Origin of the sequence: Paracoccus aestuariivivens, from assembly GCF_009711225.1 — a bacterium.
Classification (GTDB): domain Bacteria; phylum Pseudomonadota; class Alphaproteobacteria; order Rhodobacterales; family Rhodobacteraceae; genus Paracoccus; species Paracoccus aestuariivivens.
The window spans coordinates 222,612-244,739 of sequence record NZ_WMIE01000002.1; the positions used below are offsets into that span (position 1 = coordinate 222,612).

Consider the following 22,128-nt stretch of genomic DNA (forward strand, 5'->3'; position numbering starts at 1 on the left):
CTCGGCCGATCCAATCGGCCTGATCCAATATGACCAAAGTTCCCTATCTGATGCCCGTTCCCGACAAGGAAGCCATGGGCGAGACACCGCCGCCTCCGGTCGCGGAGAGTTCGGGCGTGGCCGAGCGGCAGGCCGAAGAAGTGCTAGTTGTCGACGTTTCGGGCTTCGAAGGTCCGCTGGACCTGCTGCTGACATTGTCGCGAACGCAGAAGGTGGACCTTATGCAGGTCTCGGTCCTGCAACTGGCAGACCAGTATCTGGCCTTTGTCGAGCAAGCCCGCGCCTTGCGGATCGAGCTTGCCGCTGACTACCTTGTCATGGCGGCATGGCTCGCGTTCCTGAAATCGCGTTTGCTGTTGCCACCCGATCCGGAAACCGAAGGCCCTTCGGCCGAGGATATGGCGGCACATCTGGCTTTCCAGCTTGAACGTCTACAGGCCATGCGCGAATCCGCTGCTCGGCTCATGGCGCGTGATCGTCTGGGGCATCAGCGTTTCCCGCGCGGCGCCCCCGAGACCGTGACGCGCACGCGCAATGTGGCATGGCAGTCCAGTCTGATCGACCTGATGCGGGCCTATGCGCGACTACGCACCAAGGATGAATTCCGGCCCTATGCCTTTGATCGCAAAAATGTTTTCACCATGGAACAGGCGCTTGATCGCGTTCGCGGCATGATCGGCTATTCCGGCGACTGGACGGCGCTTGTTGCGTTCCTGCCCGATGGCTGGGACAACGACCCCGAGCGGGTCCGCTCGGCCACCGCGGCGACTTTCGCCGCCACACTGGAATTGGCGAAGCAGGGCCGTATCGAATTGCGCCAGACCGAGACTTTTGCCCCCATCACGATCCGCAGGCGCACAGAATGACGACGACCGAAACCCTGAATGCGGGTGCAACTGCGCCCTTGTCGCTTTCCGAACAGGAGCGGATGGTTGAGGCTGTCCTGTTTGCCAGTGCCGATCCCCTGAGCCTGCGCGACATTGCCTCGCGTCTGCCCGAAGGCAGCGATGTGGCCGAGGCGTTGGAAAGCCTGCGCGCGCGCTACGAATCGCGTGGTGTGCAATTGACACGTGTGGGTGATCGCTGGGCGTTCCGCACCGCCGCCGATCTGGCTTTCCTGATGAAAGAATCGACTGTCGAGCAGCGCGGCCTGTCGCGGGCGGCGACCGAAACTCTGGCGATCATTGCCTATCACCAGCCGGTGACACGCACTGAAATCGAAGAGATTCGCGGTGTGGCGGTCAGTCGGGGCACGCTGGATCACCTGATCGAACTGGACTGGGTGCGCGTCGGGCGTAGGCGTCAGACACCCGGCCGTCCGGTGACCTTCGTGGTGACCGAGAATTTCCTTGACCATTTCGGACTGGAAAGTGCGCGCGATTTGCCGGGACTGGCAGAGCTGCGGGCTGCCGGACTTCTGGAATCGCGGCCTCCGGGGGATGCGGGCATTCCGCTGCAACCGGACCTCGATGATGATCTGATCGATGAGCCGAGTACCGAAGACCTGTTCGAAGACGAATAGGGCAGAAAGAGTCAGAACATGAATATGAATCAGTTTTTCAACATGATGAGCCGCATGCTGACCAACCGGTTGCTGAACTGGGGGATCAACAAGGGGCTGCGCCAGATGAACTCGGATGGCGGCAAGCAGACGGCGCAGCAGCGCAAGCGCGAAAAATCCGCGCGGCAGATGGTGAAGCGCGCCCGACAGGCGGCGCGCATCACCCGCAGGCTGGGCCGTTAGCCCGCCACGAACTGCTTGGCAAGTTTCAGGCCCTGACCCTGATAGTTCGAGGCGATTCCGGTCCCGTAAAGCTGCCGGGGCCGTTCGGCCATCCGCTCATAGACCAGCCGCCCGACGACCTGTCCATGTTCCAGCGCGAAGGGGGCCTCGTGGCAGCGGACTTCAAGCACGCCGCGTGCGCCAAGGCCCGCTTGGCCGTGGCCAAAGCCCGGATCGAAAAAGCCTGCGTAATGGACGCGGAATTCCCCGACCATCGCCAGATAGGGCGCCATTTCGGCCGCGTATTCCGGCGGGATCGAGACAGCTTCGCGGCTGACCAGAATGTAGAATGCGCCGGGGTCCAGAATCAGCTGGCCGTCGGTGGTATGCAACTCGTCCCAGAAATCCGAGGCTCGGTACGCCCCGATCCGGTCAAGGTCGATGACGCCGCTATGCGGCCGCGCACGGTAGCCGACCAGATCGCCTTGCGTGGGCCGTAAATCGACCGAGAAACCAAGGCCGTCATCAATCAGCGCATCGCCCGTCACCAACGGCTCTAGCGCGTGCAGGGCGCGCAGATCGTTGTCCGACAGTACCGCCTGACCCTGCCGCAACCGCAGTTGGTTCAGCCGCATGCCCGGGCGGACAAGGACCGAGAAGCTGCGCGGGCAGATTTCGGCATAGATCGGGCCGTCATAGCCCTCGGGCAGGCGGTCGAACTCGGTGCCTTCATCCGTGACAAGGCGTGTCAGCAGATCCAGACGTCCGGTCGAGCTTTTCGCGTTTGCGACCGCATCTAGCCCCTTTGGCAGCGTCAGACGCTCCATCAACGGCACCAGATACACGCAGCCCTTTTCAAGCACTGCGCCGTCCGTCAGATCCATGCGGTGCATTTCGAAATCCGCGAGCCGTTCGCTGACCTTGCGGCCACGGCCGCTGAGAAACGAGGCGCGCAACCGCCAGGCGGTCGTGCCAAGGCGAAGATCAAGGCTGGCAGGTTGGACCTGTTCGGGAAGAATCGGAAGTTCGGCCGAAATGGCCCCGTTCTCGATCAACTGGCGCAGGGCGCTGTCGGGCAGAACACCGTTCAAGGAAAATTCCTTTCGGAAAAGGGGAAACGCCCACCTCTGAAAAGAGATGGGCGTTTTCGGAATGGTCGGGCCGGAGAGATTCGAACTCTCGGCCTTCCGCCCCCCAGACGGACGCGCTAACCAGGCTGCGCCACGGCCCGACGGGGGTCATATAGAGCGAAGCAGGCGGGCAGCACAAGGGGGCGCGCGCCGATTTCTGGGGATTAATTCCGATATCGGCAAGAAAATATTCCGCCTGACGGAAATCACGAAAAAACATGCTTTTACAGGGCGGAGTTCAGCCGTTCGCGCAGCGCTGCTGCCGGCGCTGGCAGGGTGGCTTTGTTATTTTCCAGATCGCGAAGCGCCCGTGACGTCGCGCAAAGCCGTTCAAACCACGACTGCGGCTGATGTGCGACAGGCTCAGCGAATAGCGGCAGCGATTGAAGGCTTTTCTCGGGACTGCGTCGTGGGGCGGGTGGCGGAGGCTCGGGGGTGATTGTTGCCACAGGTGCGGCGCTTTCACCTTGAGCTTCACCAAGCCGTTCGGCACCGATGCGGCGCACGGCGGCGCCACGATCCGCCGATATCATGCGTTTGGCACCACGTATGCTTAGTCCGTCCTCGCGCATGATCTGGCATAGGCCGGCGACAAGGCGGACATCGTCGGGACGATAATAACGCCGACCGTCGCCGCGTTTGACCGGCGACAGTTGGCTGAACTGCGTCTCCCAATAGCGCAGGACATGAGGCGCGACGCCAACGAGGTTCGAGACCTCGCCAATGGAACGGAAGGCGTCGGGCGATTTGTCCATCAGCTACCGTTCTTGTTTCCGGCGGCGACCCGATCTTTCATCAGATGCGATGGGCGGAAGGAAAGAACGCGACGGGGTGTGATCGGGACCTCTTCGCCGGTCTTGGGATTGCGGCCGATCCGTTCGTTCTTGTCGCGCACGGAAAACGTGCCGAACGAAGAAATCTTGACCTGTTCGCCTTTTACCAATGCGTCTGAGATGTGGCCAAGGACGCTTTCGACCAGTTGGGCCGATTCGTGACGGGAAAGACCCACCTCGCGGAATACAGCTTCTGCCAGATCCATGCGGGTCAGGGTGGATTCGCTCATGGGGGAAACCTCTCTCTTGATGCCAAGGATGATTTTTTTGCCGTGACCTGTCAACCGGAACAGGCCATGCATGGTTCCCAAACAGCGGAATTCATTCGCCTTATTCTAGCCTTTCCCGCAATTTCCTATCTGATCGCGGTTTGTAAGGGCAGGATTCAATCCTATCTTCATACCGAAAGGCAGGAAGGAGGCAGAGATGGCTGGTGGATGGGCACGCGATGAAGCGGTGAACGACCAAATCGACGTCTCGAATCAGGAAGCGATCGAGAGGATGCGGCTGCGCAATTCGCTGCGAGGCGCGCGGGAAAGCGCGGAATTTTGCGCCGAATGTGACGAACCAATTCCCGAGGCCCGCCGTCAGGCGATTCCCGGAGTGCATCTATGCGTCAATTGCCAGTCAGGCCATGACAAGGCATGGCGCCCGAGTGGCGGGATCAACCGGCGCGGCTCGAAAGATTCGCAGCTGCGGTGATTACCAGCGCAGAACGACCGAACCCCATGCCAGCCCGCCGCCGATAGCTTCGGCGACAAGGACCTGACCCGGCTGGAATTTACCTTGCGAATTGGCGACCGAAAGCGCCAACGGGATGGACGCTGCCGAGGTATTGCCGTGATCGGCGACCGTCAGGACGACTTTTTCCATCGGCAGATGCATGCGCTTGGCGGTTGCTTCGATGATGCGAAGGTTTGCCTGATGCGGAACCAGCCAATCGACTTGCTCCGGAGCAATGCCCGCCAGATCAAGCGCGTGATGGGCGGTGTTTGCAAGCTTCTCGACGGCATGGCGGAAGACGAGGTTGCCCTGCATCCGCAAATGGCCGGCGGTTCCGGTCGACGCAACGCCTCCGTCAACGTAAAGCAGTTCGCGATACTGGCCGTCGCTGTTCAGGTCGGTCGCAAGGATGCCGCGATCATCGACGGTTCCGTTGCCTTCGACAGCTTCAAGAATGATCGCGCCAGCGCCGTCGCCGAACAGGACACAGGTTCCGCGGTCGCTCCAGTCCATGATGCGGCTGAAGGTCTCGGCTCCGATGACCAGAATGCGCTCGGCCTGACCCGAACGGATCATGGCGTCGGCATTGGCCAAGGCAAACACGAACCCCGCGCAAACAGCCTGAACGTCAAATGCAAAGCCACGCTTCATGCCGATTCCGGCCTGAACCATGGTTGCGACTGACGGGAAGGTGAAATCGGGTGTCGAGGTCGCCACGACGACCGCATCGATATGGTCGGCCGTCATGCCTGCGTTTTCCAGCGCAGCTTTCGCGGCGGCGATGCCCAGATCCGAGGTGCGCTGGTCGTCGGCAGCAAAGTGACGCCGCTCGATACCGGTGCGCGTCCGAATCCATTCGTCACTGGTCTCAAGCTTGTCTTCGAACCAGCTGTTCTCGACCACTCGTTCGGGCAGGTAATGACCCGTGCCCCGGACAACCGCACGCCGCATCAGGACGTCCCCTTGTATTCTTCTTTTTCAGTGCCGGTCCGCCCGGCTGCCTCATGCGCAAGGGACTGGGCCACCCGCGCGGCAAGGCGATCATGAAAGCCCGATTGCGCCAGCTGGAAAGCCAGCTTGATCGCCGCCGATATACCGGTTTCGTCGGCAGAGCCGTGTGATTTCACCACAGTACCGTTCAGGCCAAGGAAAACCCCGCCATTCACGCGACGCGGGTCGATCCGCTTTTGCAGTCTCTTGAGCGAGGTCATCGCCAGAAGGGCCGCGAATTTCGACATCACGGAATTGCCGAAAGCTTCCTTGAGAAAGTCACCGACCAGTTTGGCCGTGCCTTCTCCGGTTTTCAGGGCAATGTTTCCGGTGAAGCCGTCGGTCACGATCACGTCGACGCGGTCGGACGGCAGGTCACCGCCTTCCACGAAGCCGACATATTCGAAGCTGCCGCTTTCAGCAGCCGCACCGATCAGTTCATGGGCCTGCTTGAGTTCGGCCCGACCTTTGTGTTCCTCGGTCCCGACGTTCAAAAGCCCCACCCGTGGACGGGCGAGGCCAAGGCCGTTGCGGGCATAGGATGCGCCCATCAGCGCATAGGTCAGCAGATCCTGCGCATCGGCACGGATGTCTGCTCCGACGTCGAGCATGACATTGAACCCCTGCGGATTGCGCGAGGGCCAAAGGCAGGCAATTGCCGGACGGTTGACGCCGGGCAGCTTGCGCAGCCGCAGCATCGAAAGCGCCATCAAGGCACCGGTATTACCGCAGGATACGGCTACCGTCGCCTCTCCTTTACGGACAGATTCGACCGTCGACCACATCGAGGTGCCTTCGCCTTTGCGAAGCACCTGGCTGGGCTTGTCATCCATCGTAACGACGCCGGCCGCATCGCGAATATCGCAACGCGCAGCCAACCCGTCGCGACGGGAGATCAGACGTTCAAGCTCGGCTATCGGACCGTGGACAATGAAACGGATCTCGGGATTTTTCTCGGCACTCTGCGCGATACCGGCCACGACCGCAGAAGGTCCGCGATCACCGCCCATAGCGTCGACAGATATAACCACGCTGCCCTGGTGTTGAGGGGAGCGTGGGCCGGTCGAATTCTCCGCCGAAGTCATGTCCTCGGTAAGTCCGCTTATGCCGCGTCTTCGTCCAGGTCGACTTCGTTCGCCTGAGCCACGACCTCACGGTCGGCATAGTGGCCGCAGGACGGGCAGACGTGGTGCGGGCGCTTCAGCTCGCCGCAGTTGGTGCATTCGTTCGGGTTGCCGGCGACCAGAGCGTCATGCGAACGGCGCATGTTGCGGCGGGAACGGGTAACTCGGTTCTGAGGGACGGCCATGTCACAACCTCAAGTGGTTCGGGGGGCAATCTCACGATGGCCCCGGATTCTGATATCGGGTCTGGGGCGGGGCATAGGCCAATGGAGCGTCAGCCGCAAGGCACGAAACGATGTCTCACGCAGGGGGCCGCGGTCCGGGTCATCCCCCGCCGGTCGAATGAACGCGCGAAAATAGCGAAAATTTGCCGAATCGCAAGGGAAATCTTGGAGTATTCGAAAATGCGGCGCTGGGTGCGCCGCAGCCTATGATGTGGGCCACGGGGACAGTCATTGTGACTGCCCGCGGCCGGTCGGAAACGGTCGGGGACTAACGTCCCAGCTTGGCGTGGACTTCGTTGATATCGACTTCGCCCTTAGGGAACTTGTTGTCCGGATTGTCGAAGTCATATTTGAACAGCTGGAAGTCTTTCTTGTAGATTTCCCAGATGAGGTGGCGCGACAAGTCGTCGAAATATTCGCTGACCTTATGGGCGCGCTTCGGGCCATGGCCTTCGGATTCGTTGAATTTCGGCACGTCGTTGACGTCGAGCTTCACCGGAGTCGGCGCGGCGTTCAGGACTTTCTGCATGCCGTCATTGAACTTCTCGGTGAAGAAGATCTGGTCGTAACGACCGCCATTCACGATGAAGGTCGAAATATGGCCTGACATTGCGGACCAGTGGATATCGGGCTCCATCGGGCGGCGCCAGCGGATGGTATCGCGTGCGAAAAGCAGGAAGCGTCGGAAACTGGCGATCTGGTCGAATGCGAAGTTGTTTTCCGGGCTGCCAACATCGACACCGTAGCGCTGCATCAGTTGCGGCACCAGATTGCCGCGATACCTTTTGCCGTTGCGCTGGATGCCGGCGATCTTGTCGAAGAAGGACGACAGGATGCGCGCGTAGGGGTTGCGGACACAAGTGAAGGTCAGTGCGTTATGCGACCGCACGGTTTTCTCGATGGGGGACTGGCTGGCTTCCTGGCTCCATTTATGAAGCCCGCTCGTGGAATCGTGGATGTCTCCGTCGAAATATCGCCCGTGGTCGGAATAAAACATGATCTGACCGATTGATGAGCAGGCGCATTTCGGGACGACGCGATAGACCATGCTTTCGCTTTCAGTCATCCAGGTTCCGGGAAAGCCCATGAGTTATTCCTTTTTTGGGGCTGGGGTCGGGTTGCCGACCTTGCCAAAATCGTTAGACACAGAAAGCAAATCGCTGGCGGAGTTTCAACCTCGTGTGGAGTTCGACTGACGTGATGAACGGACTGATGAGATAAATGGCGCGCATTGCCTTCATTCTACTCTGTCACAAGGATCCCAAGGGTGTCATCGCACAGGCGAACCGGCTGGCGGCCTCGGGGGATTATGTTTCCATCCATTTCGATGGCCGCGCAAATCCGCGCGACTTTGATCTGATCCGGCAGGCGCTGGCCGATAATCCTTCGGTGGTATTTGCCGCGAAACGCTGGCGATGCGGTTGGGGCGAGTGGTCGCTGGTCGGTGCGACGCTCGAGGCCGTGAAAGCCGCAGTCGGGGCCTTCCCGCAGGCAACGCATTTCTACATGCTTTCAGGCGATTGCATGCCGATCAAGTCGGCTGAATATGCCCATGCGTTTCTGGACGCCGAGGATTGCGACTACATCGAGTCATTCGATTTCTTCGAATCCGATTGGATCAAGACCGGTTTCAAGGAAGAACGTCTGATCTATCGGCACTGGTTCAATGAGCGCACACAGGCGAAGCGCTTCTATGCCAGCTACGAGATCCAGAAACGCTTCAACCTGAAGCGGCCGATTCCGGCGGATATTCAGGTCATGATCGGTTCGCAATGGTGGTGCCTGCGTCGCCGCACGGTCGAGAAGGTGCTTAATTTTTGCGCAAGCCGTCCCGATGTGATGCGGTTTTTTGCCACAACCTGGATTCCGGACGAGACCTTTTTCCAGACCATCGTCCGTCACGTTGTCGCCCGCAAGGAATTGCGCACCCGAACGCTGACATATCTGGTTTTTACCGATTACGGTATGCCAGTCACATTTTATAACGATCAGTATGATCTGCTGATGGGGCAAAACTATCTGTTTGCCCGCAAGATCAGCCCCGAAGCTCTGCGCCTGCGCGAGCGACTCGGCGCGCTTTGGGCGGCGAAAGGCGTGCATTTTCCGATCTCTAACGAGGCGACGGGCTTGTTCAAGTTCCTGACGGGACGGGGTCGGGTTGGCCGCAGGTTTGCGCCGCGCTTCTGGGAAACCGAGAGCAGTCTGGGTCGCGAGAATTCGTTGCGCCTTGTGGTCGCGAAAAAATGGCATGTCGCGAAGCGCCTCACCGATGCGATCCGCAAAAGCACGGAAATTCCGGCGGTGGATTATCTGTTCAACGAATGGCGGGCGAATCTGCCGGATCTGGGCGGAGTCGAGACAACGGTCGCCAAGCGCCAACGCCACCGGCGCGCCTTGTTGCGCTTGCTTTTCGAGCAATTCGAATCGAACCGTCTGGTGATCTGTCTGGACCCTTCGGCGCTGCACCTGATCGAGGATCTGATGAAGGACAAGGCAGACACCCGCATCCTTCTGATCGATTCCGAATTCGATGAGGGTTACATCAGGGGCCATATCGGCCGCGTTGGTCTGGCCGGACCTGAGACACCCTCCGAGGTTGTCGACCGGCTGTTGCCGACCGTGCGCGCTGATCTGGAGCATGAATCAGAGCGACTGCGCGATATGGAATTCGCACAGTTCTACGCCATCGCCCCATGGCGCAGCACCGAGGAAAATGCCGTTCAACTGGCGGGCTTCCTCGATGTCCTGCCCGACACGGCGCATAAGCTTGCCAGCACGGAATATCTATTCACCGATTAAGGACCGGAGGGGCGCATGCCTGCCTATGACCCGAACAATATCTTTGCCCGAATCCTGCGTGGCGAGATCCCGAACAAGACCGTTCTGGAAACCGAACATACTTTGGCTTTCCATGACATCATGCCCAAGGCTCCGGTGCATGTGCTGGTGATTCCTAAGGGCGCCTATGTCAGCTACGACGATTTCGCGGCCAATGCCTCCGAGGCCGAGATCGTCGACTTCACCCGGGCCGTCGCTCAGGTGACGCGCGAATTGGGAGTGGATCTGGATCAGGGACAGGGCTTCCGCGCGATCGCGAATGCGGGCGAGCACGGCGTGCAGGAAGTGCCGCATTTCCACATGCACATTCTGGGGGGCCGCAATATCGGCCGGATGGTCAATCCGGCATGATGTTGTTTCAGGCTCTGGTCGTGAGTTGCAGGAACACGTCTTCAAGATCCGGAGCCTCGACCGCGACATCCTTGATCGGCAGCCCCGCGTTGCGAAGCGCGTCGATCAGGATGTCGGTCGGAATGCGCGACGGCGTATAGCTCATCGCAAGGCGACCGTCGGGACGCCTCGTCGCGCGGATATCGTCAGGTAGCGCGGGGATGGTCTGGTTGTCTCCGGTATCGACAATCAGCGTCTTGGAATCGGCGCGTCCAAGCAGCGTGCGGGTGTCTTCGCACAGCAGCAATTCGCCGCGGTCGATGATCGCGATCCGGTCGCACATCTGCTCGGCCTCTTCTAGGTAATGGGTCGTCAGGATGATCGTCATGCCCTGCTCGTTCAGGCGGCGCACATTCTTCCACAGCATGTCGCGAAGCTGGATGTCGACTCCTGCGGTCGGCTCGTCAAGGACAAGGATCTGGGGGCGGTGGACCAGCGCCTTTGCCAGTAAAAGCCTGCGCTTCATGCCGCCCGACAAATGGCGGGTATAGCTTTCGGCCTGCTCGGTCAGTCCGACCAGATCGAGCAATTCGTCGGTCCAGCGCTCGCGCTTGGGGACGCCGTACAGGCCCGCCTGCACCTCGAGGCTGGCGCGGGGGGAAAGGAACGGATCGATGTTCAGTTCTTGTGGCATGACCCCGATGGCGGCGCGCGACTGGCGCGGGTTGACGTTCTGATCGAATCCCCAGATCGTCACTTTTCCGGCCGTCTTCCGTACAAGACCTGCAAGGATGTTGATCGTCGTCGACTTTCCGGCGCCGTTCGGACCTAGCAGACCGAATATCGATCCGGCGGGGATTGTCAGGTCCAGTCCCTTGAGCGCGAGTTTCGGGGCCGCATTGCCCGAAGCCGCATAGGTCTTGGTCAGGCCGCGGATCTCGATTGCATTCGCGATGTCGTCAGGGCTTTGGGGGGCTGGCATCGGTTCATTCCAGTCATTATGATGCTCGCCTGTTTAAACCCGTTTGTCGTCAGAGCTCAAGGAAACGCCATGACCCTCCCGGCCCCCGAGACCCAGACCGTCACCTCTTGGAAAGTGGCGTGCGAGGGAGATGAAGCGCGTGGCTTGGGCCACCCCCGCGTCTGGCTGGCGATCCCGCAGGATTCGGGCGAGGTCGAATGCGGCTATTGCGACAAGCGCTTCGTGATCGACCGCGAACACGCGCATGACGATCACTGATCGGCAGTATCGCCGCTAGGCTATTCGGGACCGTCGGGCTGATCCGGCGGTCCTTTTCATTTGTCGCGGGCCTGCCATGGCGCGTGGACTTGGCCCTTGGCGGCCTTCGTGGCAGAAGGGGGCATCGGAAGATGCAGGAAAGGATCGGCGCATATGACTGAGGCATTCGGCAAGGGGCACCACCTGCATCTGATCGACGGATCGGCCTTTATTTTTCGCGCCTATCACGCGCTGCCGCCGCTGACGCGCAAATCGGACGGATTGCCCATCGGTGCGGTCGCCGGTTTCTGCAATATGCTGTGGAAATACATCCAAGGCGGCAAGCCGTCGGACCAGCCGACCCATCTTGCGGTGATCTTCGACCATTCGTCCAAGACCTTCCGCAATGACATCTACCCGCTTTACAAGGCCAACCGCCCTCCGGCCCCCGAGGACCTGCGCCCGCAATTCCCGCTGACCCGCGAGGCGACCCGCGCCCACAATATCGCCTGTATCGAGACCGAGGGTTACGAGGCCGATGACATTATCGCGGCGCTGTCCTGCAAGGCGCGGGATGCGGGCGGGCGGGTGACCATCGTCAGCTCCGACAAGGATCTGATGCAACTGGTTGGCGGCGGCGTCGGCATGCTCGACCCGATCAAGAACAAGGATATCGGCCCCGACGAGGTGCGCGAGAAATTCGGCGTCGGGCCGGATCGTGTCGTCGATGTGCAGGCGCTTGCGGGCGATTCCGTCGATAATGTCCCGGGCGCACCTGGAATCGGGATTAAGACTGCCGCGCAACTTATTGATGAATATGGTGATCTTGAAACACTTCTTGAACGCGCTGTCGAGATCAAGCAACCCAAGCGCCGCCAGACCCTGATCGACAATGCGGATCTGATCCGCATCTCGAAGCAACTGGTGCAGCTTGATTGCGATACCCCCTTGGACTTCACGCTGGAATCCTTGGAACTGCGCGATCCCGATCCCGAGGCGCTGCTGGACTTCCTGACCCGGATGGAGTTCCGCACCCTGACCCAGCGCGTTGCCGACCGTTTCGGTGCCGAAGCTCCGGTCATCGTGGAAGCCGCCACGGTGGCGACGGCCTCGGCCAAGGTGGAACTGCCGCCAATCGACCGCAGCCTTTACACCATCATCCGCGACGAAACCGTGCTGGCCGAATGGCTGGCCGAGATCACGCAAAAGGGCATCGTCGCCATCGACACCGAGACGACGGGGCTGGACGAAATGCAGGCCGATTTGGTCGGTGTCTCGCTTTGCACCGGTCCGGGCCGCGCCGCCTATATCCCCTTGGGCCATGTCGGAGAGGGTGCAGCGGGCGATCTGTTCGGTGGCCCGACGCTGGCCGAAGGGCAGATGCCGCTTGAACGCGCCTTGGCGCTGCTGAAACCGGTGCTGGCCGATGAGGCTGTGCTGAAGATCGGGCAGAACATCAAATACGACTGCAAGATCCTCGCGCGGCTGGGCCTGAAAATGGGCCCGATCGAGGACACCATGCTGATGTCCTATGCCCTGAATGCCGGTGAACATAACCACGGCATGGACGAGCTTTCGGAAACCTATCTCGGGCATAAATGCGTGCCGATCAAGGATCTGATCGGCTCGGGCAAGTCGCAGATTGGCTTCGCTCAGGTTCCGGTCGAGAGGGCCGGCGAATATGCCGCCGAGGATGCCGAGGTGACGTGGCGGCTGTGGCACCACTTCCGCCCTCTGCTGTCGCGCGAACATGTGGCGACCGCCTACGAGGTTCTGGAACGCCCCATGGTTCCGGTTCTGGCCGAGATGGAAATGGCGGGCATTCGCATCGACGCCGATCACCTGCGTCGGATGTCGAGCGCGTTTGCCCAGAAAATGGCCGCGCTGGAGGAGGAGATCCACGGCCTCGCCGGCGGTCCCTTCAACGTCGGCAGCCCTAAGCAGTTGGGCGAGATCCTGTTCGAGCGCATGGGGCTTTCGGGCGGTAAGCAGGGCAAGACGGGGGCCTTCTCGACCAGCGCCGATGTGCTCGAGGATCTGGCAGCCGAGGGGCACGACCTGCCCGCGCGCGTGCTGGACTGGCGCGGCATCTCGAAGCTTAAATCGACCTATACCGACGCGCTGCCCACGCATGTGAATGCTGATACGGGCCGCGTTCATACCAGCTATTCGATTACGGGGGCGCAGACCGGACGTCTGGCCTCGACCGATCCGAACCTGCAAAATATCCCCGTCCGCACCGACGAGGGCCGCCGCATCCGCGAGGCCTTTGTCGCCGGACCGGGGATGAAAATCATCAGCCTCGATTACAGCCAGATCGAGTTGCGAATTCTGGCGCATGTCGCCTCGATTCCGGCGCTGAAACAGGCTTTCCGTGACGGCATCGACATTCACGCCATGACCGCCAGCCAGATGTTCGGCGTGCCGGTCGACGGCATGGACCCGATGATCCGCCGTCGCGCCAAGGCGATCAACTTCGGCGTGATCTATGGTATCTCTGGCTTTGGTCTTGCGCGCAACCTGCGTATCCCGCGCGCCGAGGCTCAGGCCTTTATCGACACCTATTTCGAGCGATTCCCCGAGATCCGCGCTTATATGGACCGCACCGTGGCCGAGGCGAAGCAGGATGGTTTCGTGCGGACCCTGTTCGGACGTAGGATCAAGACGCCGGGGATCAACCAAAGCGGCCCCGCCGCAGGTGGCGCGCGCCGCGCCGCGATCAACGCACCGATCCAAGGGGCGGCGGCAGATATCATCCGCCGTGCCATGATCCGTATGCCGGATGCGATCCGCGACCTGCCCGCCAAGATGCTGCTGCAGGTCCATGACGAACTGGTCTTCGAGGTCGAGGAAGGTGCCGTCGACGACCTGATCCGCATCGCCCGCGATGTGATGGAAAACGCAGCCGAACCGGCCATCAAACTTGACGTTCCGCTGATCGTCGATGCGGGCGTGGGCGCGAACTGGGCGGAGGCCCATTGAGTTTCGGGCTGCCGCGCCTTTCGCTGCGGCAGCCGGAAATTCGGAAAACATGAAGCTTGCCCGACCGCACCGTCATGGTTCGGTCGTGGCGCAGGAGATTTCGATATGGCACATGGCCACGATCATCCAGGACATTCGCATATGCCCGCCGGAGCAGGCGACGGCACGATCCTGATCGCGGTCATCGTCAATCTTGGCCTGACGCTCGCGCAGGTCATCGGCGGCTATGTCGCGGATTCGACGGCGCTGATCGCGGATGGAGTGCATAACTTCTCGGACGCGCTGGCCTTGGTTCTGGCATTCGGTGCGCGACGTCTGGCACGGCGTCCCGCCAGTCCGGACATGAGTTTCGGCTGGAGCAGGGCCGAAATCGTTGCGGCCTTTGTGAATTACATCGCGCTGATCGCGGTGTCGGTCTGGTTGGCAATCGAGGCTTTCGGGCGGGTTTTTGACCCGCCTGAGGTGCAGGGCGGGCTGGTGATGGCACTGGCCGGTCTTGCGCTGGTCATTGATCTTGCGACAGCCGCACTGGTTTGGCGGGCGGCGCAGGAAAGCGTCAACATCCGCGCGGCGTTCCTGCATAATCTGGCGGATGCGGCGGTCTCGATCGCGGTCATTCTGGGAGGCCTGCTGATCTGGGCCTTTGGCTGGCAGATTGCCGACCCGCTTCTGACGGTGGCGATTTCGGTCGTGATCATGTGGCATGTCGGGATGGAAATCGGCCCTGTCACGCGGATGCTGATGCTGGCGGCCCCTGCGGGGATCAACCATGACGAGGTCGATCAATCATTGCACCGGATTGCGGGCGTCACCGGTGTGCATCATGTGCATCTGTGGCAGATCGACGAAAAGCGCACGGCACTATCGGCCCATCTGGTGATGGAGCCGGGGGCGATTCCCTCGGATCTTGTACGGAACGCCAAGACGATGCTGAAGGCCAAGTTCGGAATCGACCACGCCACGATCGAAAGCGAATGGCTGGGCGAGCCTTGCGGTGATCCGCAACACAGCGACGATCACGATCACGATCACGATCACGATCACGATCACGGCCATAACCATGGCCATGGCAATCGTCACTAGGGTTCAGATCGCCGAAGAGTGACCCGACGCCGCCATATCATAGGCGTCGAACATCCTTGCGATCATTCGGGTCAGGGCGCGGCCAGCCAACGGGATATGCAGACCGGCGCTGTCGACCTCAACCATGTCACCGAATTTCTGGACGACGGGGGCGAACAGCGCCGCAAGCGTTTCATTGGTGAAACCGTGATCGCGGATGAATTCGTCGGCCCTGATCTCGAAATCGCACATCAGCGCCTCGATCATGCGGCTGCGCCAGGTGTCCTCGGCCGAGAAGACATGGCCGCGTTTGGTCGAGAAACGGCCATCACGGATCTGGGCGACATGGCCGCCGGTGGCTGGCGTGTTCTGGGCGTAGCCTTGCGGGAATCGCGAAATCGAGGACGCGCCCAGTCCGATCAGCACCTTGGCCTGATCATCGGTGTAGCCTTGGAAATTGCGGCGTAGCTTGCCTTCGCGTTGTGCGCGGGCAAGACCGTCTCCGGGTCGGGCAAAATGGTCAATCCCGATCTCGTCATAGCCATCGGCAAGGAACAGTTCGCGGGCTTGCGCGAACAGATGCAGACGTTCATGCGGACCGGGCAGGCTGTCCTCGGGGATCATCACCTGACGCTTGGCCATCCACGGCACATGGGCATAGCCATAAAGCGCCACGCGATCCGGCGACAGTGCCAACAGGTCCTGCACCGTCTTCGAGATGCGCTGCGGGTCCTGATGCGGCAGGCCGTAAAGGATATCGGCGTTCAGGCTGGCGATGCCGCGATCACGGATCATATCGACGGCGCGCTTGGTCAGCTCGAAGCTTTGCTCGCGTCCGATCACCTTCTGGATTTCGGGATCGAAATCCTGCACGCCGATTGACGCACGGGTCAGACCGGCTTCGGCCAGCGCGTCCATGCGGGCTTCGTCGATTTCGTTGGGGTCGATCTCGACCGAGAATTCCGCCCCCTCGGCCAGCGGAAAGGCCGACAGGATCGCCGCCGACAATTCGCGGATCACATCGGCGGGCAGCAAGGTCGGTGTGCCGCCGCCCCAATGCAGCCGCGACAACTTAACTCCGGGCGCGAGAGTCGCTTTCAGCAGGTCGAATTCGGCAAGAAGCGACTTGGCGTAGGACCGGACAGGGTCCTCGGATTGGGTACCTTGGGTGCGACAGGCGCAGAACCAGCAGAGCCTGCGACAGAATGGCACATGCACGTATAACGAGATCGCGGCCCCCTCGGGGATAGCCGTGATCCACTCGCGAAAGCGGGTTTCGTCAACATTAACACCGAAATGCGGAGCGGTCGGGTAGCTGGTGTAGCGCGGCACGCGTGCGTCGAACAATCCCAGCCGCTGAAGTTGCGATTGCTGTTCCATATGTCTATCTTTGGACCTAACGATCCCCTTTTTCCTTGACCCAGATCAAATCATGCCCGCTGACGTAGCTACACTGACGTTGCAGCCAGCCTGCGATGTTTGCCCAATCCGTAACCGAGCCGTTTGTGCCCATTGCGAAGGCGACGATCTGGCCGAGCTGGAGGGTATGAAATACTATCGCAGTTTCGAGGCGGGGCAGGTCATCGTCTGGGCTGGAGACCAGATGGACTTCGTCGGCTCGGTCGTGTCCGGCATGGCCGGCTTGACCCAGCAGCTTGAAGACGGCCGCACCCAGATGGTCGGCCTGCTGCTGCCCAGCGATTTTCTGGGCCGTCCGGGCAGGCAGATCGCCAGCTACACCGTTACTGCGACATCCGAGATCGTGTTGTGCTGCTTCCGCCGCAAGCCGTTCGAGAAACTGCTGGCCGAGACGCCGCATCTGGCCGGACGTCTGCTTGAGATGACTTTGGATGAACTGGACGCGGCGCGCGACTGGTTGCTGCTGCTCGGCCGGAAATCCGCACGCGAAAAGATCGCCTCTTTCCTTGTCATCCTTGCGCGGCGCGAGGCCGCTTTGGCGCGGCAGCGACCCAAGGGGCGCTTCGCCGTAGAACTGCCTTTGACCCGAGAGGCGATGGCGGATTATCTGGGGCTGACCCTTGAAACCGTCAGCCGTCAGATGAACACGCTCAAGCGCGAAGGTGTTATCGAGCTTGAGGGCAAGCGCCGCGTCATCATCCCGTCATTCGAGGACCTGGTCATCGAAAGCGGCGAGGATTCGGACGGCGGCTTGCCCAGTTGACCCTGCTAGCGGGCCATGAAAATCGGGACAGTGGCCTTTTCCAGCATGTTGCGCGTCGCGCCACCCAAGATCGCCTGACGGAAGCGCGAGTGGCCATAGGCCCCCATTACGATCATGTCGGCGCCGATTTCCGTGGCACGGCGGTTCATGATCTCGCTGATCTGGGGCATCGTGCGGGCGAGAACGGCGATTTCGGCTTTGACGCCCTGTCGGGTCAGCATCTGGCATAGCGCTCCACCGGGGTCAGAGCGTTCGGGGCCGTTCGGCGACGGGTCGATGACGGTGATCTCGACCTGATCCGCGGCTTGCAGCAGGGGAAGCGCACGGCGTACCGCGGTCATCGCCTCGGCAGACTGGTTCCACGCGATCAGGATCTTGCGGCCGAAAGGTTCGTGCAATGTGCCGGGGACGACCAGCACGGGAACCGAGCCTTCGAACAGGGCAGCTTCCGTAATCGCCTCGGAGTCGGTCGGCGCGTCATGGCCATAAGGTTGGCTGAGAACGACAAGGTCCGCGTAGCGCGCCCGCATCCCGACCAGAGTCGAAAGCCCGCCCAATTGGGCCACCGCCGAATCGACCGCCCAGCGGATATCTTCGGCATGCAGGCGTTCGCGGACCTTTTCCTCCAGCTTCGACGCGGCTGCGACAGCCTGATCGATTGATTCCTGGAACACATAGGCCGAGGCACCGGCGTAATAGTAACCGCTTTGGGTATGGTCGATGCCAAGGCAGAAAACGTCCAGATGACCCTCTTCGCGACGGGTCATGGCGATGGCTGATTCCAGCTGGTCGTGCTGCTGATCGCTGGTCAGTACTGTCAGGATGGACTTGTACGGCATGGTCACTCCTCTCTCCGCGAAAAACGCGGCGTCGTGATAGTCCGAACATACTCTCGTTTCGGAAAATTTGTTCGGCAATAGTGCAAGATTACACGGCTTTGGCCCCGTCAAGGTTGACGCAGATCAAAGAGCCGTGAGACGTTTCCTGTGTAGCCTCATTCCGTCGGGCCCGTCGGATGAACGCAAAAGCGCGTGCAATTGGCGCCCCTGACTGAGCACGAAGGGACACGATTCGCATGTTGGACTCCATCAAGCTGATAGTGTTGGGGGTGATCGCGGTGCTTGCCGCCATTGCTGCCAACTGGGCGCGCCCCGATGATCCGGCCTATATAGCCAACGCCATGATCATCATGCTGGTTGCAGGTTTCCTGTTCATCCGTGTGCTGCGGCAGATGGGAAATGAACAGCCCGCGCTGGAACCGCATCCCGAGACCGAATATTTCGACAGCGTTGTGCGGGCAGGTGTGGTCGCCACCGCCTTCTGGGGAGTCGTCGGATTTCTTGTCGGCGTGGTGATCGCGTTCCAACTGGCCTTTCCAGTCCTGAACCTCAGCGACCTGACACACGGCTACACGAATTTCGGCAAGCTGCGTCCGCTGCATACCTCGGCGGTGATCTTTGCCTTTGGCGGCAACGCGCTGATCGCGACATCCTTCTATGTCGTGCAGCGGACCTCGGCGGCACGGCTTTGGGGCGGGAATGCCGCGTGGTTCGTTTTCTGGGGCTATAACCTGTTCATCGTGCTGGCGGCGACGGGCTATATTCTGGGCGCGACGCAGTCCAAGGAATATGCCGAGCCGGAATGGTATGTGGACTGGTGGCTGACCGTGGTCTGGGTCGCCTATCTGGCAGTGTTCCTAGGCACGATCCTGAAACGGAAAGAGCCCCATATCTACGTCGCGAACTGGTTCTACCTGTCCTTCATCGTGACGATCGCCATGCTGCATATCGTCAACAACCTGTCGGTTCCGGTCAGCTTCCTTGGTTCGAAATCCGTGCAGCTATTCTCGGGCGTGCAGGATGCGATGACGCAATGGTGGTATGGCCATAACGCGGTGGGCTTCTTCCTGACCGCGGGCTTCCTTGGGATGATGTATTACTTCATCCCCAAGCAGGCCGAGCGTCCGGTCTATAGCTACAAGCTGTCGATCATCCACTTCTGGGCGCTGATCTTCCTGTATATCTGGGCCGGTCCGCACCACCTGCATTACACGGCGCTGCCTGACTGGGCCTCGACCTTGGGGATGGTCTTCTCGATCATGCTGTGGATGCCCAGTTGGGGTGGCATGATCAACGGCCTGATGACGCTGTCGGGGGCCTGGGACAAGTTGCGCACCGATCCGGTGCTGCGCATGATGGTCGTGGCCGTGGGCTTTTACGGCATGGCGACCTTCGAAGGCCCGATGATGTCGATCAAGGCCGTGAACTCGCTGTCGCATTACACCGACTGGACCATCGGGCATGTGCATTCCGGCGCGCTGGGCTGGAACGGCATGATCACCTTTGGCGCGCTTTACTACCTGACGCCCCGGCTTTGGGGGCGCGAGCGGCTTTATTCCGACGCTCTGGTCAGCTGGCATTTCTGGCTCGCGACCATCGGTCTGGTTCTTTACGCGGCCTCGATGTGGGTCTCGGGGATCATGGAGGGGCTGATGTGGCGCGAAGTTGATGCCCAAGGTTTCCTCGTTAACGCCTTCGCCGACACGGTGGCCGCGAAATTCCCGATGAACGTGGTGCGCGCGCTGGGCGGGGTCCTGTATCTGACCGGCGGAGTGATCATGTGCTACAACCTTTGGGCCACGGTCAATCGCCAGCCCAAGACGCAGGCGACCACCATCGCCGTTCCCGCCGAGTGAGGATCGATCATGGCAATCCTTGAAAAGCACAAGATCCTTGAAAAGAACGCCACGCTGCTGCTGGTTCTCTCGTTCGTCGTGGTGACGATCGGCGGCCTCGTGCAGATCGCGCCGCTGTTCTATCTGGAAAACACCATCGAGAAGGTGACGGGGATGCGTCCCTATACGCCCTTGGAGTTGAAGGGCCGCGACATCTATGTCCGCGAAGGCTGCTATGTCTGCCACAGCCAGATGATCCGCCCGATGCGCGATGAGGTCGAGCGCTACGGCCATTACAGCCTGGCCGCTGAATCGATGTATGATCACCCGTTCCAATGGGGTTCGAAACGCACAGGGCCGGATCTGGCGCGGGTCGGCGGGCGCTATTCGGATGAATGGCATATCGACCACCTGACCAATCCGCAGGCCGTGGTGCCGGAATCGATCATGCCCGCTTACGGCTTCATGCATGATCGTCAGATCGACCCCTCGAACATGCGGGACCGTCTGGCGACCGATGCGATCGTCGGCGTGCCTTACAGCGAGGAAATGGTCGAAGCCGCGATCACCGACTTCCGCGCGCAGGCCGATCCCGATGCCGACGCCTCGGGGCTTGAGGAGCGCTATCCCGGCGTGCAGCAGCGCAATTTCGACCGCCGCGCGGGTGTGTCGGAAATGGATGCGCTGGTCGCCTATTTGCAGGTTCTGGGCACGATGGTCGACTTCTCGACCTTCGAGCCGGACGCGAACCGCTAGGGGGATGGGATGGAGCAATATTCCTTCCTGCGCCAATTGGCCGACAGTTGGGTCCTGCTGACTCTGGTCCTGTTCTTCATTGGCGCCATCATCTTTGCGTGGCGTCCGGGATCGCGCCCCCTGCATCGCGACGCCGCCGAAAGCATCTTCCGCAACGAGAAACGCCCCGCGCCCGAGGGTGAAGAGGAGGTCGAGTGATGGCCGACGAAAAAGACGAGCACACCAGCCCCCAAAACCCCGACAACCGCATCGAGTTAGAGCGCGTCGCCGCCGACAAAAAGCACGAGGCGCAGATTGCCGCCAACCCTCCTGAAGGGCCGGATGGCGAACCCTTGCACAAGCCGGGCAGCACCCGCGTGGTCCGCGACCGCAAGGGCGCGCGGATCGTCGTCGAGGTCCCTTCGACCGGCCATAGCTGGGACGGGATCGAGGAATATGACAACCCGCTGCCGCGCTGGTGGTTATGGACCTTTTACGCGACGGTGGTCTGGGCGGTCATCTATATGCTGCTTTACCCCGCGATTCCTCTGGTCACGCGGGCGACTCAGGGTCTGCTGGGGACGAACAACCGCGCCGAGGTGGCCGCCGATATCCAGCGCTTTGCCGAGGCCAACGCCCCCGTTCAGGCCAAGCTGGTCGACACGCCTTTGGACCAGATCGCCGCCGATCCCGAGCTTGCGAATTACACTGCCAATGCCGGTGGCGCGATCTTCCGGACGTGGTGCGCGCAATGTCACGGCTCGGGGGCAGGAGGGGCAACGGGCTACCCCTCGCTTCTGGACAATGACTGGCTGTGGGGCGGAACGCTGGAAGATGTCTATACCACCGTCCAGCACGGCATCCGCGATCCAAAGGATGGCGATACCCGTTATTCCGAGATGCCGCGTTTCGGCACCGATGCGCTGCTGGACCGGACCCAGATCTCGCAGGTCGTGAACCATGTTCTGGAACTCGCCGGCAAGCCGCATGACCCCGCGCTTGCGGTCGAGGGGGTGCAGGTCTTTGCCGATAACTGCGCCTCGTGCCACGGTGAGGACGCGACGGGCGACCGTGCACAGGGCGCGCCGAACCTGACCGATGCGGTCTGGCTGTATGGCTCGGATCCGGCGACGATCACGCGTATCGTGCATGACGGGCCATTCGGCGTCATGCCCGCTTGGTCGGGCCGCCTGTCCGAAGCCGATATCCGGGCCGTTGCCACCTATGTCCACGGCCTTGGCGGCGGCGAGTAAGCTTGCGATCCCGGGCCCGCAACGGGCCCGGAACGTTCATCTGATGCGTGACCGTTGACGCAGATCAAGGCGAGAGGGGGCCGCGCCACTAGGCTGGACCCCGTCG

At 61.1% G+C, this 22,128-nt stretch carries 24 protein-coding genes and 1 tRNA gene; 14 read left to right on the forward strand and 11 right to left on the reverse strand.

Features of this window, described 5'->3' with window-relative positions:
- Window positions 1-74: 74 nt before the first annotated feature.
- Genes GL286_RS06550 through GL286_RS06560 form a run of 3 tightly spaced genes read left to right on the forward strand, consistent with a single transcriptional unit; the run spans window position 75 to window position 1,744 of the window.
- Window positions 75-866 carry a segregation and condensation protein A gene (locus GL286_RS06550; protein WP_246184871.1) on the forward strand — a complete coding sequence of 264 codons (792 nt, stop codon included), beginning with the start codon at window positions 75-77 and terminating at the stop codon, window positions 864-866.
- A complete protein-coding gene (gene scpB / locus GL286_RS06555) occupies window positions 863-1,522 on the forward strand; it encodes an SMC-Scp complex subunit ScpB (RefSeq protein WP_155094751.1) in 660 nt (219 codons plus the stop codon). Before GL286_RS06550 ends, scpB begins: the two co-directional genes overlap by 4 nt.
- Window positions 1,523-1,540: 18 nt before the next feature.
- Window positions 1,541-1,744 (forward strand): hypothetical protein, encoded by a 204-nt coding sequence (locus GL286_RS06560; RefSeq protein WP_155094752.1) that lies wholly within the window; start codon window positions 1,541-1,543, stop codon window positions 1,742-1,744.
- On the opposite strand, the gene GL286_RS06565 is transcribed toward GL286_RS06560, so the two are convergent.
- The 4 genes from GL286_RS06565 to ihfA form a co-directional block, all read right to left on the reverse strand.
- The gene (locus tag GL286_RS06565; RefSeq protein ID WP_155094753.1) at window positions 1,741-2,814 is read right to left on the reverse strand and encodes a 2'-deoxycytidine 5'-triphosphate deaminase; all 1,074 of its coding nucleotides are present in this window, start codon (window positions 2,812-2,814) and stop codon (window positions 1,741-1,743) included. The two genes, GL286_RS06560 and GL286_RS06565, sit on opposite strands and share 4 nt — an antisense overlap.
- A 62-nt stretch (window positions 2,815-2,876) precedes the next feature.
- A tRNA-Pro gene (locus GL286_RS06570) sits at window positions 2,877-2,954 on the reverse strand.
- 123 nt (window positions 2,955-3,077) lie between these two features.
- A complete protein-coding gene (locus GL286_RS06575) occupies window positions 3,078-3,608 on the reverse strand; it encodes a MerR family transcriptional regulator (RefSeq protein ID WP_155094754.1) in 531 nt (176 codons plus the stop codon).
- Window positions 3,608-3,916: an integration host factor subunit alpha gene (gene ihfA / locus GL286_RS06580; RefSeq protein WP_155094755.1), complete on the reverse strand. Its 309-nt coding sequence runs from the start codon at window positions 3,914-3,916 to the stop codon at window positions 3,608-3,610. The genes GL286_RS06575 and ihfA overlap by 1 nt, the downstream gene beginning before the upstream one ends.
- A gap of 196 nt (window positions 3,917-4,112) precedes the next feature.
- On the opposite strand from ihfA, the gene GL286_RS06585 reads away from it, so the two are divergent.
- The gene (locus GL286_RS06585) at window positions 4,113-4,388 is read left to right on the forward strand and encodes a DksA/TraR family C4-type zinc finger protein (RefSeq protein WP_155094756.1); all 276 of its coding nucleotides are present in this window, start codon (window positions 4,113-4,115) and stop codon (window positions 4,386-4,388) included.
- Here the strand turns inward: GL286_RS06585 and GL286_RS06590 are convergent, their stop codons facing one another.
- The 4 genes from GL286_RS06590 to GL286_RS06605 all read right to left on the reverse strand — a co-directional run bounded on the left by GL286_RS06590 (window position 4,389) and on the right by GL286_RS06605 (window position 7,834).
- Window positions 4,389-5,360 carry a beta-ketoacyl-ACP synthase III gene (locus GL286_RS06590; protein ID WP_155094757.1) on the reverse strand — a complete coding sequence of 324 codons (972 nt, stop codon included), beginning with the start codon at window positions 5,358-5,360 and terminating at the stop codon, window positions 4,389-4,391.
- Window positions 5,360-6,484 (reverse strand): phosphate acyltransferase PlsX, encoded by a 1,125-nt coding sequence (gene plsX / locus GL286_RS06595; protein WP_155094758.1) that lies wholly within the window; start codon window positions 6,482-6,484, stop codon window positions 5,360-5,362. Before plsX ends, GL286_RS06590 begins: the two co-directional genes overlap by 1 nt.
- 17 nt (window positions 6,485-6,501) lie before the next feature.
- A complete protein-coding gene (rpmF, locus tag GL286_RS06600; protein WP_155037761.1) occupies window positions 6,502-6,708 on the reverse strand; it encodes a 50S ribosomal protein L32 in 207 nt (68 codons plus the stop codon).
- Between the two features lie 307 nt (window positions 6,709-7,015).
- Window positions 7,016-7,834, reverse strand: a complete 819-nt coding sequence (locus GL286_RS06605) for a sulfotransferase family protein (RefSeq protein ID WP_155094759.1) — start codon at window positions 7,832-7,834, stop codon at window positions 7,016-7,018.
- A 134-nt stretch (window positions 7,835-7,968) separates the two neighbouring features.
- On the opposite strand from GL286_RS06605, the gene GL286_RS06610 reads away from it, so the two are divergent.
- Both GL286_RS06610 and GL286_RS06615 read left to right on the forward strand, forming a co-directional pair.
- Window positions 7,969-9,546: a DUF5928 domain-containing protein gene (locus tag GL286_RS06610; protein WP_155094760.1), complete on the forward strand. Its 1,578-nt coding sequence runs from the start codon at window positions 7,969-7,971 to the stop codon at window positions 9,544-9,546.
- 15 nt (window positions 9,547-9,561) lie between these two features.
- Entirely contained in the window at window positions 9,562-9,936 is a 375-nt protein-coding gene (locus GL286_RS06615) for a histidine triad nucleotide-binding protein (protein ID WP_155094761.1), read from the forward strand.
- A gap of 7 nt (window positions 9,937-9,943) precedes the next feature.
- On the opposite strand, the gene GL286_RS06620 is transcribed toward GL286_RS06615, so the two are convergent.
- On the reverse strand, window positions 9,944-10,897 hold the full coding sequence (locus GL286_RS06620; RefSeq protein WP_155094762.1) for an ABC transporter ATP-binding protein: 954 nt from the start codon (window positions 10,895-10,897) through the stop codon (window positions 9,944-9,946).
- A gap of 69 nt (window positions 10,898-10,966) precedes the next feature.
- On the opposite strand from GL286_RS06620, the gene GL286_RS06625 reads away from it, so the two are divergent.
- From GL286_RS06625 to GL286_RS06635, 3 genes are all read left to right on the forward strand, one after another.
- Window positions 10,967-11,155 carry a zinc-finger domain-containing protein gene (locus tag GL286_RS06625; RefSeq protein WP_155094763.1) on the forward strand — a complete coding sequence of 63 codons (189 nt, stop codon included), beginning with the start codon at window positions 10,967-10,969 and terminating at the stop codon, window positions 11,153-11,155.
- Between the two features lie 153 nt (window positions 11,156-11,308).
- Window positions 11,309-14,116, forward strand: a complete 2,808-nt coding sequence (polA, locus tag GL286_RS06630) for a DNA polymerase I (protein WP_155094764.1) — start codon at window positions 11,309-11,311, stop codon at window positions 14,114-14,116.
- Window positions 14,117-14,257: 141 nt separating this feature from the next.
- Window positions 14,258-15,199 (forward strand): cation diffusion facilitator family transporter, encoded by a 942-nt coding sequence (locus tag GL286_RS06635; RefSeq protein ID WP_246184856.1) that lies wholly within the window; start codon window positions 14,258-14,260, stop codon window positions 15,197-15,199.
- Between the two features lie 3 nt (window positions 15,200-15,202).
- Here the strand turns inward: GL286_RS06635 and hemN are convergent, their stop codons facing one another.
- Window positions 15,203-16,558 carry an oxygen-independent coproporphyrinogen III oxidase gene (hemN, locus tag GL286_RS06640; protein WP_155094766.1) on the reverse strand — a complete coding sequence of 452 codons (1,356 nt, stop codon included), beginning with the start codon at window positions 16,556-16,558 and terminating at the stop codon, window positions 15,203-15,205.
- Window positions 16,559-16,610: 52 nt separating this feature from the next.
- Here hemN and fnrL point away from each other — a divergent pair, with 52 nt between their 5' ends.
- Window positions 16,611-17,360 (forward strand): transcriptional regulator FnrL, encoded by a 750-nt coding sequence (fnrL, locus tag GL286_RS06645; RefSeq protein ID WP_155094767.1) that lies wholly within the window; start codon window positions 16,611-16,613, stop codon window positions 17,358-17,360.
- 5 nt (window positions 17,361-17,365) lie between these two features.
- Here fnrL and GL286_RS06650 read toward each other — a convergent pair whose 3' ends face one another.
- Window positions 17,366-18,199: a universal stress protein gene (locus GL286_RS06650; protein ID WP_155094768.1), complete on the reverse strand. Its 834-nt coding sequence runs from the start codon at window positions 18,197-18,199 to the stop codon at window positions 17,366-17,368.
- A 236-nt stretch (window positions 18,200-18,435) separates the two neighbouring features.
- Between GL286_RS06650 and ccoN the strand changes: the two genes are divergently transcribed.
- From ccoN to ccoP, 4 genes are read left to right on the forward strand one after another with little or no spacing between them, the layout of a single operon-like run.
- Window positions 18,436-20,055 carry a cytochrome-c oxidase, cbb3-type subunit I gene (gene ccoN, locus GL286_RS06655; protein WP_155094769.1) on the forward strand — a complete coding sequence of 540 codons (1,620 nt, stop codon included), beginning with the start codon at window positions 18,436-18,438 and terminating at the stop codon, window positions 20,053-20,055.
- A gap of 9 nt (window positions 20,056-20,064) precedes the next feature.
- On the forward strand, window positions 20,065-20,790 hold the full coding sequence (gene ccoO, locus GL286_RS06660; RefSeq protein WP_155094770.1) for a cytochrome-c oxidase, cbb3-type subunit II: 726 nt from the start codon (window positions 20,065-20,067) through the stop codon (window positions 20,788-20,790).
- Window positions 20,791-20,799: 9 nt separating this feature from the next.
- Complete coding sequence (locus GL286_RS06665) at window positions 20,800-20,988, forward strand: cbb3-type cytochrome c oxidase subunit 3 (RefSeq protein ID WP_155094771.1); 189 nt, start codon at window positions 20,800-20,802, stop codon at window positions 20,986-20,988.
- Window positions 20,988-22,022, forward strand: coding sequence for a cytochrome-c oxidase, cbb3-type subunit III (ccoP, locus tag GL286_RS06670; protein WP_246184857.1), 1,035 nt, complete (start codon window positions 20,988-20,990; stop codon window positions 22,020-22,022). The genes GL286_RS06665 and ccoP overlap by 1 nt, the downstream gene beginning before the upstream one ends.
- Window positions 22,023-22,128 lie beyond the last annotated feature (106 nt).

Bases quoted from the DNA above. Each gene is read 5' to 3' on its own strand.
- fnrL (WP_155094767.1), top strand. From the start codon at position 16,611: ATGCCCGCTGACGTAGCTACACTGACGTTGCAGCCAGCCTGCGATGTT.
- GL286_RS06620 (WP_155094762.1), bottom strand. From the start codon at position 10,897: ATGCCAGCCCCCCAAAGCCCTGACGACATCGCGAATGCAATCGAGATC.
- GL286_RS06550 (WP_246184871.1), top strand. From the start codon at position 75: ATGGGCGAGACACCGCCGCCTCCGGTCGCGGAGAGTTCGGGCGTGGCC.
- GL286_RS06650 (WP_155094768.1), bottom strand. From the start codon at position 18,199: ATGCCGTACAAGTCCATCCTGACAGTACTGACCAGCGATCAGCAGCAC.
- ccoO (WP_155094770.1), top strand. From the start codon at position 20,065: ATGGCAATCCTTGAAAAGCACAAGATCCTTGAAAAGAACGCCACGCTG.
- scpB (WP_155094751.1), top strand. From the start codon at position 863: ATGACGACGACCGAAACCCTGAATGCGGGTGCAACTGCGCCCTTGTCG.
- ccoP (WP_246184857.1), top strand. From the start codon at position 20,988: ATGGCCGACGAAAAAGACGAGCACACCAGCCCCCAAAACCCCGACAAC.
- GL286_RS06610 (WP_155094760.1), top strand. From the start codon at position 7,969: ATGGCGCGCATTGCCTTCATTCTACTCTGTCACAAGGATCCCAAGGGT.
- polA (WP_155094764.1), top strand. From the start codon at position 11,309: ATGACTGAGGCATTCGGCAAGGGGCACCACCTGCATCTGATCGACGGA.
- rpmF (WP_155037761.1), bottom strand. From the start codon at position 6,708: ATGGCCGTCCCTCAGAACCGAGTTACCCGTTCCCGCCGCAACATGCGC.
- GL286_RS06625 (WP_155094763.1), top strand. From the start codon at position 10,967: ATGACCCTCCCGGCCCCCGAGACCCAGACCGTCACCTCTTGGAAAGTG.
- ihfA (WP_155094755.1), bottom strand. From the start codon at position 3,916: ATGAGCGAATCCACCCTGACCCGCATGGATCTGGCAGAAGCTGTATTC.
- GL286_RS06665 (WP_155094771.1), top strand. From the start codon at position 20,800: ATGGAGCAATATTCCTTCCTGCGCCAATTGGCCGACAGTTGGGTCCTG.
- plsX (WP_155094758.1), bottom strand. From the start codon at position 6,484: ATGACTTCGGCGGAGAATTCGACCGGCCCACGCTCCCCTCAACACCAG.
- GL286_RS06585 (WP_155094756.1), top strand. From the start codon at position 4,113: ATGGCTGGTGGATGGGCACGCGATGAAGCGGTGAACGACCAAATCGAC.
- GL286_RS06615 (WP_155094761.1), top strand. From the start codon at position 9,562: ATGCCTGCCTATGACCCGAACAATATCTTTGCCCGAATCCTGCGTGGC.
- hemN (WP_155094766.1), bottom strand. From the start codon at position 16,558: ATGGAACAGCAATCGCAACTTCAGCGGCTGGGATTGTTCGACGCACGC.
- ccoN (WP_155094769.1), top strand. From the start codon at position 18,436: ATGTTGGACTCCATCAAGCTGATAGTGTTGGGGGTGATCGCGGTGCTT.
- GL286_RS06560 (WP_155094752.1), top strand. From the start codon at position 1,541: ATGAATATGAATCAGTTTTTCAACATGATGAGCCGCATGCTGACCAAC.
- GL286_RS06575 (WP_155094754.1), bottom strand. From the start codon at position 3,608: ATGGACAAATCGCCCGACGCCTTCCGTTCCATTGGCGAGGTCTCGAAC.
- GL286_RS06635 (WP_246184856.1), top strand. From the start codon at position 14,258: ATGCCCGCCGGAGCAGGCGACGGCACGATCCTGATCGCGGTCATCGTC.
- GL286_RS06605 (WP_155094759.1), bottom strand. From the start codon at position 7,834: ATGGGCTTTCCCGGAACCTGGATGACTGAAAGCGAAAGCATGGTCTAT.
- GL286_RS06590 (WP_155094757.1), bottom strand. From the start codon at position 5,360: ATGCGGCGTGCGGTTGTCCGGGGCACGGGTCATTACCTGCCCGAACGA.